The organism is Rhodococcus sp. SG20037, from assembly GCF_031763325.1.
Lineage (GTDB): Bacteria > Actinomycetota > Actinomycetes > Mycobacteriales > Mycobacteriaceae > Rhodococcus_F > Rhodococcus_F qingshengii.
Genome location: NZ_CP134497.1, coordinates 1976202 through 1991443, shown reverse-complemented (window position 1 = coordinate 1991443; position 15242 = coordinate 1976202). Strand labels below are relative to the sequence as shown.

Sequence of the window (15242 nt, the reverse complement as noted above, 5' to 3'; positions counted from 1 at the left end):
GCCAACTGAACACCAGAGACATACATCTCACCCGCGACACCAACAGGCACCGGAGCCAAACGCGTATCGAGCACGAACACCTGCAGACCCGAAATAGCCTGACCCACAACACTCGCCGACGCATCCGCCGCCAACGCAGCATCCAACACACGATGGCTCACATGCACCGTCGTCTCCGTGATGCCGTACATGTTCACCAACGTCGGCGCGAAGTCACCGCGGCGGCCGTACCAATCCGACAAGCGACGCAGCTCGAGCGCCTCGCCGCCGAAAACAACCCACCGCAACGACAACTCAGCGGCCCGACCGGATTCCGACGCCAACCGATCAGCCTCGGCCAACTGATAGAACGCCGACGGCGTCTGATTGAGCACCGTCACCCGCTCAGCAGCAAGCAACTCCAAGAACTGCTCCGGCGACCGCGACGTCACATAATCCACAACCACCAACGTGCCGCCGTACAACAGCGGACCCCACAACTCCCACACCGAGAAGTCGAACGCATAACTGTGGAACATCGTCCACACATCGGATTCGTCGAACCCGTACACACCCTCGGTATTCGCAAACAACTTCGCCACCGTCGTGTGCGGAACCTGCACACCCTTCGGGCGACCCGTCGAACCCGACGTGTAAATCACATACGCAACATTCGACGACCGCAACGGCGCAACACGATCCGCATCCGAAACCACCGAACCATCGAACTCCGACACATCCACCGCGTCGATATCAACCACAGGCAAACCAGCGGGCAACACCAACTCACGCCCGGACCACGAAATCGCAGCCACCGGAGCAGCATCAGCCAACATGAACTCGACACGATCAGCCGGATACGACGGATCCACCGGCAAATACCCCGCACCGGACTTCACCACCGCCAACAACGCCACCACAAGATCCGCCGACCGCGGCAACGCCACCGCCACCAACGACTCCGGACCACAACCCTGAGCAATCAACCTGCGCGCCAAACGATTAGCCCGCACCGACAACTCACCATACGACAACGACTCGCCACCGAACCGCACCGCAACCCGATCACCAAACCGCGCAGCAGCATCATCGAACCACGCCGACAACGTCGAATCCACACCACTGTCGACACCCGTGTCGCTCCATGACAGAACGCGATCCAACTCACAGGCGCTCATAACATCCGCGTCGCCAACGGCAGCGGCCGGATTCGCGACAACGCCACGGAGGACGGACACGAACCGATCAGCGAACTCGGCCGCTGTCGACGCGTCGAACAGATCCGTCGCGTAGGTCAGGGTGCCGGACATACCGGCGTCAGCGGCGTCTTCAAGTGTGAATTGCAGATCGAACTTGGCCAGTGCTGCGTCGAATTCCACAGCAGCGGCGGTGAGTCCGGGCAGTTCGAGAGCACTCTGTCCAAGGTTCTGGAACGTCAACGCCACCTGGAACAACGGATGACGAGCCTGCGAACGAACCGGATCGAGAACCTCCACCACACGCTCGAACGGAACATCCGCATGCGCGAACGCCTGCAAATCCACCTCACGCGCCGACGCCAACAACTCGGCAAACGACATCGACGGATCAACCTCGGTACGCAGCACCAAGGTATTGACGAACATACCGATCAGATCGTCGAGCTCGGCTTCACCACGACCCGCGATCGGGGCACCGATCGCAATGTCGGTCGTCGCGGACAGTCGTGCCAACAGCACCGCCAGAGCCGAGTGAACAACCATGAACGGAGTTGCGTACGTTGCCTTGGCCAGTTCGTCCAGCTCAGACCACAGCTGCGGTTCGATGGTGAAACTGTGATTGGCGCCGCGCCCTGAAGCAATCTCGGGACGCGGACGATCACCAGGCAGATCCAACTGCTCCGGAAGATCAGCCAACGCATCCGACCAGAACGCAATCTGCTTCGCGATCATGGACTGCGGATCGTCCTCGGACCCGAGAACCTCACGCTGCCACAACGAATAGTCGGCGTACTGCACCGGCAACGGCGTCCAGGTCGGAGCCTGGCCGTTGGTTCGGGCGTAGTAGGCGGTCATGACGTCGCGGGTCAACGGGCCCATCGAGAAGCCGTCGGTCGAGATGTGATGCATCACGAACGACAACACGAAGTCGTCATCGGCGACCTGAAAAAGCTTGGCGCGCAACGGAACCTCGACAGTGACATCGAAGCCCTGGGCGAAGAACGAATACAGCTCCGCCTGGATTCGGTCGTCTGTGACGCGTTCTGCGCCGAGATCGATCGAGACATCTTCTACCGAGCAGATCTTCTGGTAGCCGACGCCGTCGACCTCGGGGTAGACCGTGCGCAGAACCTCGTGACGGCCGATAACGTCGTGAACTGCCGAATTCAGGGCCGCCAGATCGAGCGCACCCGTGAGCCGAACGGCAACAGGGACATTGTTGACAGCAGAATCGGTGTCGAATCGGTTGAGGAACCACATGCGCTGCTGCGCCAACGACAACGGAACCCGAACCGGACGCACCTGCGCAGTCAACGCCGCACGTGAACCGCCACCGACATGAGAACCCAAACGAGCAGCCAACGCCTCCACCGTCGACGCCTCGAACAACTCCCGCACCGACACCGAAGCATCCAACGCCTGACCCAACCGAGACGTCACCTGCGTCGCAATCAGCGAATTACCACCGAGCGCGAAGAAATCATCATCCAAACCAACACGCTCGACGCCCAGAACATCCGCAAACGTCTGCGCAACAACCTCTTCCACCACCGACGTCGGAGCACGGAACACCGCAACCTGCAACGACGGAACCGGCAACGCCCGACGATCCAACTTCCCGTTCACCGTCAACGGAATCGAATCCAACACCACAAACGCCGACGGCACCATGTACTCCGGCAACAACGAACCCACCGACACCCGAAGATCGTCGACCGAAACGCTCACACCCGCAGCCGGAACCACATACGCCACCAACCGCTGATCACCCGGAGAATCCTCACGAACAACCACCGCCGTCTGCGCCACCGACACATCCGCCAACACCGCAGACTCGATCTCACCGATCTCGATCCGGAAACCACGGATCTTCACCTGATCATCCGCGCGACCCAGATACTCCAAATCACCAGCACTGTTCCACGACGCGACGTCACCCGTGCGGTACAACACCTCGCCGGCATTGAACGGATTCGCCACAAACCGCGTCGACGTCAACCCCGCCTGACCCAGATAACCCCGAGCCAACTGAACACCAGAGACATACATCTCACCCGCGACACCAACAGGCACCGGAGCCAAACGCGTATCGAGCACGAACACCTGCAGACCCGAAATAGCCTGACCCACAACACTCGCCGACGCATCCGCCGCCAACGCAGCATCCAACACACGATGGCTCACATGCACCGTCGTCTCCGTGATGCCGTACATGTTCACCAACGTCGGCGCGAAGTCACCGCGGCGGCCGTACCAATCCGACAAGCGACGCAGCTCGAGCGCCTCGCCGCCGAAAACAACCCACCGCAACGACAACTCAGCGGCCCGACCGGATTCCGACGCCAACCGATCAGCCTCGGCCAACTGATAGAACGCCGACGGCGTCTGATTGAGCACCGTCACCCGCTCAGCAGCAAGCAACTCCAAGAACTGCTCCGGCGACCGCGACGTCACATAATCCACAACCACCAACGTGCCGCCGTACAACAGCGGACCCCACAACTCCCACACCGAGAAGTCGAACGCATAACTGTGGAACATCGTCCACACATCGGATTCGTCGAACCCGTACACACCCTCGGTATTCGCAAACAACTTCGCCACCGTCGTGTGCGGAACCTGCACACCCTTCGGGCGACCCGTCGAACCCGACGTGTAAATCACATACGCAACATTCGACGACCGCAACGGCGCAACACGATCCGCATCCGAAACCACCGAACCATCGAACTCCGACACATCCACCGCGTCGATATCAACCACAGGCAAACCAGCGGGCAACACCAACTCACGCCCGGACCACGAAATCGCAGCCACCGGAGCAGCATCAGCCAACATGAACTCGACACGATCAGCCGGATACGACGGATCCACCGGCAAATACCCCGCACCGGACTTCACCACCGCCAACAACGCCACCACAAGATCCGCCGACCGCGGCAACGCCACCGCCACCAACGACTCCGGACCACAACCCTGAGCAATCAACCTGCGCGCCAAACGATTAGCCCGCACCGACAACTCACCATACGACAACGACTCGCCACCGAACCGCACCGCAACCCGATCACCAAACCGCGCAGCAGCATCATCGAACCACGCCGACAACGTCGAATCCACACCACGATCGATCTGGCCGGCACTGAAGCGGGACAGCAGGTTTCGTTCTCCATCGACCAAGATGTCAACGTCACCCACCGCTACGGTGGGATCAGCAGTCACCGCACGGAAGGTCCTTACCAGCCGATCACCGAATTCCACAACGGTCGACTCGTCGAACAGATCCGTCGCATACGTCAAAGAGGCGGACATTCCGGCGGGTGCGCCGGCCTCGTCGGTTCGTTCGGTCAGGGTCAACTGGAGGTCGAATTTCGCCAGCGCAAGATCGGCACTTTCGATCGACACTTCGAGGTCGCCCAGTTCGAGCGTTGCCTGTTCGTGGTTCTGGAACGTCAATGCCACCTGGAACAGCGGATGACGAGCCTGCGAACGAACCGGATCGAGAACCTCCACCACACGCTCGAACGGAACATCCGCATGCGCGAACGCCTGTAGATCCACTTCACGCGCCGACGCCAACAGATCCGTGAACGACATCGACGGATCAACCTCGGTACGCAACACCAAAGTGTTGACGAACATACCGATCAGATCGTCGAGCTGCGCCTCACCGCGACCCGCGATCGGTGTACCGATCGCGATGTCGGTCGTTGCGGACAAACGAGAAAGTACGACGGCGAGCGCTGCGTGAACAACCATGAATGGTGTCGAGTTACTGCTGTGCGCAATCGAATTGACAGCTTCGTGCAGGGTGGCGTCGATATCGAACTCGACCTCGGCTCCGCGCCCTGAAGCGACCTCGGGACGAGGACGATCGGCAGGCAGATCCAACTGCTCCGGAAGATCAGCCAACGCATCCGACCAGAACGCAATCTGCTTCGCGATCACGGACCGCGGATCGTCCTCGGACCCGAGAACCTCACGCTGCCACAACGAGTAATCGGCGTACTGCACCGGCAACGGCGTCCAAGCCGGCACCGACGCTCGTGTACGTGCTTCGTAGGCAACCATCACGTCACGGGTCAACGGACCCATCGAGAAACCGTCGGTCGAGATGTGATGCACGACGAACACCAGAACGTATTCGCTGTCGCCGACTTTGAAGAGCTTGGCGCGCAACGGGACTTCGGACGTCACGTCGAAGCCGACTGTCGCCAGCTCGGCGACGCCCGCAGCCAGGCGATCTTCGGTGATCGACACGGGGCTGAGGTCGACGACAACGTCTTGGACGTCGAGGACGTCCTGATAGCCGACGCCGTCGACGTCTGGATACACAGTTCGCAGTGATTCGTGTCGGCCCACGACATCGATCACGGCGGCGTCAAGAGCTGCCACATCGAGGGCGCCCGAAATCCTGATCGCCGCCGGGACGTTGTTCACTGCCGACGCGGGTTCGAACCTGTTCAGGAACCACATTCGCTGCTGCGCCAACGAAAGTGGGATCCGAGCTGGCCGGGGCTGCTGCACCAGTGGGGCGGTGGCGCCCGAACCGGCGTGCAGCTCGAGCCGGACGGCGAGTGACTGCACGGTCGACGCTTCGAAGAGCGCACGAACCGGAACGCTTGTGTCGAGCGCCTCTCCCAGCCGAGCGGCGACACGGGTCGCGATCAACGAGTTGCCGCCGAGTTCGAAGAAATCGTCGTCGCGGCCAACCTGTGCGACTCCGAGAACTTCGGAGAACACCTGCGCGACAGTCTCTTCGACGGTCGTGATCGGCGCCTGGTACACCTTGGACTCGAACACGGGCGAGGGCAGAGCCTTGATGTCCGTCTTGCCCGCGGTGGTCAACGGAACCGAATCGAGTACCAGTACCGAGTCGGGGACCATGTAGCCGGTCAGGAACGTCGACACCGACTCGATGACCTGTGCGGGATCCACCTCGGCGCCGGCCTGCGGCACGACGTATGCAACGAGACGATCTCCGAAGTGATCGTCGGAACGAACGAGAGCAACAGCTTGCGCAACGCCCGCGCAACGGGTCAGCGCGGCCTCGATCTCGCCGAGTTCGATACGGAACCCACGGATCTTGACCTGGAAGTCACTGCGGCCCACGTACTCCACTGCGCCACCGTCGATCCACCGGACCACGTCACCCGTGCGGTACAACCGCTCTCCCGGCGCCCCGAACGGGTCTGCGACAAAACGACCCGCTGTCAATGCCGGCTGTCCCAGGTATCCACGAGCGACCTGAACACCCGACACGTACAACTCACCTGCGACACCAACCGGAACGGGCTGCAAGCGGCCGTCCAAGATCCGCGCGGCCATTCCCCGAATCGGGCCGCCGATGTTCATACGATCAAACGCGGTCAGCGTATCGCTGATGTTCGAGGCGACTGTCGACTCCGTCGGACCGTACGCATTGAAGAATCCACGCACACCGCCATCCGGAAGCGGCACCGCCCACTTGGCAACGAGAGACCGCGAACTGGCTTCGCCACCGACGACAACCACCCGCAACGCGTCGAGCCCGCTCGGATCCACTGATGCCAGCGCAGCGGGCGTCACGAACGCATGCGTCACGCCCTCCGAGCGCAAGATCTCGGCCAATTCCGCGCCGCCGTACACCGTCGTCGGCGCAATCACCATCGTCGATGCTGCTCCGAATGCCATCAGCAACTCGAGAACAGAAGCATCGAAACTCGGCGAGGCGAAATGCAGCGTCCGAGCATCCGCGGTCAGCGCATAGCGCTCGACCTGCTCGGCGCAGAAGTTCGCCACACCCGCATTGGTGACCACAACGCCCTTGGGCAGACCCGTGGTGCCAGAGGTGTAGATGACGTAAGCAGGCTGCCGCTCGTCGATCGCACTGCGTCGATCCGAATCACTCACCGGCGCGCAAGATTCTGCCGCGCACGCCGCCACTGTCTTCTCGTCGTCGAGAACAACCCACGTCAACGCCGACGGCAATCCTGCCTCGACGTCACTGAGCGCAAGACCCAGCACCGCACCGGAATCGGAGATCATGTGGGCGATACGGTCAACCGGATACGTCGGGTCGACGGGCACGAATGCAGCACCCGTTTTCACCACTGCCCACAGAGCGAGAACCGAATCGGCCGAACGCGGAATCGCGATCGCGACCCGATCCTCCGGCCCGACGCCCTTCTCAATCAGAACACGAGCGAGTCGCGACGACCGCTCGTCGAGTTCGCGGTAGCTGATCGACTGACCGTCGAAGCGAATCGCATCCGCCGACGGATCCAAAGCGGCCGCCGCTGTGAGGATCTCGACCAGGGTTCCCGAGACCGACTGACCTCCATGAACATCGGCCAGCACACCCCGCTCGGCCGCATCGAGAATATCGATGTCACCGACGACAATCGAAGGAACCGACACGACAGTCTCGAGGATACGAACCAGACGCCGAGCAAACCCCTCGACCGTCGAAACGTCGAACAGATCTGCAGCAAACGTGAATTCGGCCGAGAGCCCTTGCTGGATCCCGTCTTCGCCGATCGACTCTGTCACTGCGAGTTCGAGGTCGAACTTGGCAGTGGTCGTGTCGATTTCGGCGGCCTTGATCGCCAGTCCCGGCAGTTCCAATGCCGTTTGCGCGAGATTCTGCAAGGACAGCACGACCTGGAACAGCGGATGTCTGGCCTGCGACCGGGCGGGAGCCAAGACGTCCACCAACCGCTCGAAGGGCACGTCCGAGTGAGCGAACGCTCCGAGCGCAGAATCACTCGCCGCAGCCAGCAGATCCGTGAATGCCTGGGCCGGGTCGACCTCGGTCCGCAGAACAAGCGTGTTGACGAACATGCCGACGAGATCGTCGAGCGCCTCGTCGCCACGACCGGCAACGGGAGTGCCCACGGCGATGTCCGAGGTTCCGCTCAGTCGGGCCATCAGAACGGCAAGCGCCGAGTGCAACGCCATGAAGAGCGTCGCGTTGTTCTCCCGTGCCAGCGCGTCCAATCGACGGTGCACATCCCCGGAGATCTCGAACGCGAATCGCTCGCCGCGCATCGACGCCACATCAGGCCGAGACCGGTCCGACGGAAGCTCGATCACATCCGGTAGGTCTGCCAGAGTCTCGGTCCAGTACGAGATCTGCTGCGAGATCAGTGATTCCGAGTCGTCTTCCGACCCCAGAACCTCACGCTGCCACAACGAATAGTCGGCGTACTGCACAGTCAACGGCTGCCACGCCGGCGCGATCCCGTCCTTGCGTGCCGAGTAGGCAATCATGACATCGCGAGCCAGGGGCGCCATCGACCAACCGTCAGCGGCGATGTGATGAACCACGATCGCAAGGGTGTGCTCGGTGTCGCTGACCGTCAACAGGCGGACACGGATCGGCACGTCGACGGTGACGTCGATCGCTGAGGATCCGATTGCAGCGACTCGACTTTCGAGCTCGTCCTGATCCGAAACCGACTCCACGGTCAGCCCGCCGAACGCCTCCGAGAGCGACAGAATCGACTGCTTCGGTCCGGAAGCCCCGTCCGGATATACCGTTCGGAGCACCTCATGCCGGGCCAGTACGTCCTCCAGCGCCATTTCCATCGCGGCAGTATCGAGATGACCAGTCAGGTGCAGAGCAAAAGTGATGTTGTAAGCAGCTGAGTCGGTGTCGAAGCGGTTCAGGAACCACATGCGCTGCTGCGCCAGCGACAACGGAATTTCCGCGGGACGCACCTGTGCGACGAGCGCCTTCTGCCCGCCGCTACCTACGTGCGACTCGATGTGTGCGGCGAGCGCCTCGACGGTGGAAACGTCGAACAGCGTTCGCACCGGCACCGTAGTGTCGAGCGCCCGCCCCAATCGGGAGGTGACCTGAGTGGCCACCAGGGAGTTGCCACCGAGTTCAAAGAAGTCGTCGTCGAGGCCGACTCGTTCCACTCCGAGAACATCCGCAATCACCTGCGCGACAATCTCTTCCACCGGCGTGGTGGGTGCACGGAATTCGCGGACCTCGAACGTGGGGACTGGCAATGCGCGACGATCCAACTTGCCGTTCGACGTCAGGGGGATTTCCTCCACGATCATGAACGCGGAAGGAATCATGTACTCGGGAAGCTTCTCCGCGACGGCAGTCGTGAGCATCTCAGTTTCGAGGGACGTGTCACCGTCCGCGACGACGTACGCGACAAGTTGATCGCCGATCCGTTCGTCGTTGTGCATCAAGACGACGGCTTGCACGACTGACTCGAGCGACACGAGCGCGGCTTCGATCTCGCCCAATTCGATCCGCAGCCCACGCAGTTTCACCTGGAAGTCGCTGCGGCCGACATACTCCAACTGTCCCAGATCGTTCCACCGGACAAGATCGCCTGTCCGGTACATCCTGGAACCACCGTCGCCGAACGGATTTGCGACGAACCGTTCTGCCGTCACGTCGAACCGAGCACCGTAACCTCGCCCGACACCAACGCCCGCAACGTACAGCTCGCCGATCAGGCCGGCTGGGACCGGATGCAGACGAGAATCGAGCACAAACAAGTCGATGTTCGGAATCGGCGTACCGATAGGCACTCCGGCGCTGTGCTCGGATGTCGCGGACAGTGCCGAAACAACATCCGAAGCCTCAGTGGGACCATAGCTGTTGACGATTCGCACTCCAGCCCGCATCAGGTGCGAGAGCCTGGGGAGTTGGATCGGCTCACCGCCGAGGAAGACTACATCCAGTTGTGTGAGCACTCCCTCCGCATCTGCATCGGAAAGAGCGACGAAGGCGCTCGGCGACATGTTCGCAACACGAATGCCAGCTGATTCGACGATCCCGAGAATGGCATGCGGGTCGAAACCATCTCCGCTCAAATGAAGCGGCACTCCACTACCGAGCGCTGCCCATATGTTCTTCTGCGTGAGGTCGAAACTCGGTGAGGACGCAACAAGGATCGGCCCGGCTTCGGGCAGTTCCGAGCGGTACCACGCCACGGTGTTCTCGATGCCTCGCATCGGTACCATCGTCGGCTTGGGACGCCCGGTCGAGCCGGACGTCGAAATCACATATCCGAGATGATCTTTCGCACCGACAGAAAGCCAGGGGTCGTCCTGGCGCTGAACGGCGGTCGCCGGTGGAAGATCAGACTTCACAACGAGTATCGGGATGTCGAGTTCGATGACGTCGACAGTCACGACACACACTGCATCGGTATCTTCCAGAATCGACTGGATGCGCTCATGCGGGAAGCTCGGGTCGATGGGTGCGTACGCGGCTCCTACCTTCCATGCAGCCAGCATCGCCACTACCCATTGCCACGACCTGGCAACGGTCAACGCCACAACGTCGCCCGCACATACACCGGTCGCGGCCAGTTCCAGTGCGAGGAGACTGGACCGTGTGTCCAATTCCTCGTAGGTCAGTGTTCGATCGTCGTCCGCCACCGCGACGGCGTTCGGCTGAGCGTCTGCAGCACGGTAGAAGGCCGACAAGATCGACAACTCCGGAGCACTACAGCGCGTTCCCGCCGACCAGTCGAGCACTCTTGCCGACTCGTCTTTCCCGAACACGGCGATATCGCCGACCTTCGTGTTTTGATCGTCGACGACGGCATTCAGGACGCGGATGAAACGCTCGGCGAACTCCACCATTGTCGAAGCATCGAAGAGATCGGTCGCGTAGGTAAGCGTCGCCTCCAGGCCTTCGAAGTCCGTTGCGCCCTCTTGCCCCTCGGACACCATCAGCTCGATGTCGAACTTCGCGATCGGCACCTCGAGTTCCGCCGCCACGGCCTTCACTCCAGAGAACTCGAGCTCGCGCCGTCCACTGATCTCCGCGGTCAACGCAACCTGGAACAGAGGGTGACGAGCCCGTGAGCGCGGCGGATTGAGAGCCTCTACCAGACGCTCGAATGGGACATCCGCATGTGCGTACGCAGACAAGCCCGAATCACGAACTCGCTGAATCAGATTGGCGAATGGCTCATCAGGATCGACCTCGGTGCGAAGCACCAGGGTGTTCACGAACATGCCGATCACGTCGTTGAGCGCTTGATCGCCTCGCCCACCGATCGGGGCACCGATCGCGATGTCGGAGGTACCACTGAGCCGGCTCAACAGCGTTGCATACGCCGCCTGCAACACCATGAACAGAGAGACGCTCCTCGAGCGCGCCAACTCGTTCAACTTGCGCGTCGTGCGTTCGCTGATCTGAAAATGGTGCTTGGCGCCGTGATTGGACGCGATGGCAGGACGAGGTCGGTCGGTCGGCAGATCCAACTGATCCGGCAGATCGGCAAGTGCCCGGCGCCAGAAGTTTATCTGGCGAGACGACTCCGAGCGCGGGTCTTCGTCGGATCCCAGTGCTTCGCGCTGCCACAGGGCGTAGTCGGCGTACTGAATTGGCAGCGGCGTCCACGCCGGCGCAGACTTCTCACTTCGCGCCGAGTAGGCGACGAGAAGGTCACGTGCGAGCGGACGGAACGACAGTCCGTCTGCAGCGATGTGATGGAGAACCATCACCAGGACGTAGTCCGTCGGAGACACCTCGAAGAGGGCAACCCGTACCGGGATTTCGAGCGTCACGTCGAAGCCGCGAGACGCCACGTCGAACAGCGCCGCGTCGAGATGCGAATTCCGAATCTTGACCGGATTCAACTCCACCGCGGCCCGGTCGACCGGCAGAACCAGCTGTTGCGCGGTTCCGTCGACATCAGGGTAGATCGTCCGCAAGGACTCGTGTCGCTCGAGAAGATCCATCACCGCGGCATGCAGGGCGGACGGGTCCACCGAACCGGTGAGCCGGACCGTGAACGGAAGATTGTAGGCGGGCGTCGACGGATCGAGACGGTTGATGAACCACATGCGCTGCTGCGCAAGCGAGAGCGGGACGACCTCGGGACGAGGCTTGGCGATCAGCGGGGTGAGCTGCCTGGCGTTGCCCGCCACCGACTCGGCGCGGGCCGCCAGGGTGGCGACCGTGGTGGATTCGAAGAGCTCTCGAACGCCGAGTTGCACTCCCAATGCCGAACCCACTCGCGTCACTAATTGTGTTGCAACCAGAGAGTTTCCACCGAGCTCGAAGAAGTCGTCATCGATACCGACGCGCTCGACACCGAGAACGTCGGCAAACACGTCCGCCACGATGCGTTCGATTTCGGTGCGGGGCTCGCGGTACTGCTTCGCACTCGCGAACACCGGCTCGGGCAACCCGGCACGATCCAATTTGCCACTCGTGTTGAGCGGCAACGCATCGAGCACCATCAACGCGGCCGGAACCATGTACGACGGGAGGCTTCGGCCGGCGAACTCACTGAGCACCGCAGCATCGATGTTTCGGCCTGGACCCGGCACGACGTAGCCGACCAATTGATCACCGGTCGGGGTGACGGTCACCAAAACGACAGCCTGCGAAACGTCGGGGTGCGCCAGAAGGACGGTCTCGATCTCGCCGAGTTCGATGCGCTGCCCGCGGAACTTCACCTGGAAGTCTGTACGCCCAATGTAGTCGAGATTTCCGTCCTCACGGCGACGAACGAGGTCGCCGGTCCGGTACATACGCTCACCGGCCGTGCCGTACGGATTGGCTACGAACCGATCCGAGCTCAGGTCCGGTCGACCAACGTATCCGCGCGCGAGTTGAACGCCGGCGAGATAGAGCTCACCCGGCTGCCCGATGGGGGTCGGGCGAAGTTGCCCGTCCAGTACGTGCGCCTGAGTGTTCCACTGCGGCATACCGATCGGCACGGAAGTAGTATCCGTGGCCACGGCCTCGTAGTACGTGACCGATACCGCAGCTTCGGTCGGACCGTACAGGTTGTGCAGTCCGGCTCCACAGAGTTCGCGGAAGGCGGAAGACGTCTCGGGCGGGAGCGCCTCGCCGATGACAAACACGTGGCGCAACGAATCACAAGATCCGGCAGGTGCATTCGCAGTGAACAGCGTGAGCATGGATGGCACGAAGTCGGTGATCGTGACGCCGAGCTCCGCGATCTTGTTCGCCACGTAGATCGGGTCTCGATGACCGTCCGGAGTCGCGACGACGAGCGTGGCGCCGACCTGCAACGGCATGAAAAATCCCCACAGCGACACGTCGAATGTCGTAGCGGTCTTCTGCAGGTAGATGTCCGACGCTGAAAGCCCGTACTCGGCGTTCATCCACTGAAGCTGATTGTTGATCGCCGCGTGAGTGACCGCGACACCCTTGGGTCGACCGGTCGAACCCGAGGTGTAGATCACGTACGCAGTGTTCGAGAAATGCAAGGGAGACAGGCGATCCGCGTTGACGATCGGCCTGCTGTCGAGCTGCCCATAGTCCAGTGTGTCGATCTCGATGACCCGTGTGCCCGAGGGCAGATCCACGTCGTCCCGCGCAGTGGTCACAACACACGTGGGCTGCGCCGACTCGAGAATGTAGGCGGTGCGGTCGGCTGGGTGGTCGGGATCCACCGGTACCCAGGCTCCGCCGGCCTTGGCAATCGCGTACAGACCGACCATCAAGTCCAAAGACCTGCGGATCGACAGTCCTACAAGCGATTCGGGCCCAACACCCATGGCGATGAGTTGACGAGCCAAACCATTTGCGCGAGAGTCGAATTCGGCGTACGTGAGGCTGGCGCCTTCGAAAACGACAGCGGTGGCATCGGGAGTTCTCTCGACCTGACGCTCGAATGCTTCGGTGATGGTCTGCGAGGCAACGTGGAAGCCGGTGCGGTTCCACAAGGCAACCTTGTTTCGCTCCTCGTCGGTTGCGACAGGAAGATCCCAGACCTTGCGGCTCGTTTCGGCCGAGACGAACTTCTCGAGAAACTCTACGAACCGCGAGTGATTTCGCTGGGCGTCCGCGGGCGCGTACAGATTGGGATTCGACTCGAAGTCGATGTGTGTGCGGGTATCGCCGACGCTCTGGTACAGGTTGACACCGAGGTCTTCGATCAAACCCGTGGACAAGATGTGAAGTTCGCCGACGAGGGGCCCGAACGCCAACTCGGTGGAAAACATCATGATGTTGATCCAGGGGCCGAAGAATCCGCCCCGGCCCGGCCCGTCCCCGCCGCGGACCATGTCCTCGTGTCGGTACCGCTGGTGGCGCAGCGCGCCGGACATTTCGTTCCTGACGTCGTCCAGAAGCTCCTGAACGGTGGTATCGGCAGTGACGGTCAGTCGCAGCGGAACGACGTTGGAGACCATGCCGCCGGATCGACGCAGCACGGCTGTCGTTCGGCCGGAAACGGGCAGACTCAGCGACACGTCCTCTCGCCCGGTCATCTGAGCGAGGTACGCCGCAAACGCCGCGACGACTGTTCCAGCAACCGTGGTCTTCTCCACGCGCTCGAGGAACCGTCCGAGCAGAGCCTCGACGTGGTTGGACAGCGCAGCACTGTCGATCCGACTGACTGGAGCAGGCGCAGCACTTCGACCCGCGAGGCTCGAGATCTCGTCAAGATTGTCGATCTTGTCGGCCCAGTACTTGCGGTCGGTTTCGAAACGACTCGACTGGCGGTACTTGTTGTCTACCTCGTAGACGTTCCGGAGATCGGACGCCTCGCTGGGCTCCGGATCCCGGCCCTCCACGCGTGCCGAGTACAACTCCGCCACGCGCGTGACGAACGTCGAGGCACCGAAACCGTCGAGAATTGTGTGGTGGACCCGCGTGTACCAGTAGTAGCGATTCTCGCCGAGTCGCAGAATGGTGGCAGAGATCAGTCGGTCCGTAAGCATGTCGATCGGCCGACTGCGATCTGCACGCATCCACTGCATCGCCGCATCGTGCGAATCGTCCTCACTCCGAAGGTCCACATAGCCAACCGAATCATCGAGCGTGGCGTCGATGATCTGGTACGGCTGGGCGTCGATCTCGAAGATCCGAACGAAGGCCGACCCGATTTCGCGGCCGGCGTCGGCACACGCCTGACGAAGCACGTCGAGCGCCAGCACTCCACGGAGTTCTACGTACTGGGCGATGTTCACCGGAACAGAGGGGTCGAGGTGCTGAGCGAACCACATGCCGAGTTGCGCCGCAGAGAGTGGGAATGCGCCTGATCGCTGAACGTCCTCCGGCGAGCTGCCGACCTCCGGCTTGCCGCTCCCCAGTTCTCCGTTATTCAGCGAATTCAC

The 15242-nt window shown here is 61.8% G+C and carries 1 protein-coding gene (only partly in view); it reads right to left on the bottom strand.

Features of this window, described 5'->3' with window-relative positions; genetic code table 11:
- Nucleotides 1-15242: the 5' portion of a non-ribosomal peptide synthase/polyketide synthase gene (locus RHP72_RS09360; RefSeq protein ID WP_311094598.1), read on the bottom strand. It extends 13501 nt beyond the left edge of the window; only the first 15242 of its 28743 coding nucleotides appear in the window; the start codon lies at nt 15240-15242; its stop codon lies beyond the left edge, outside the window.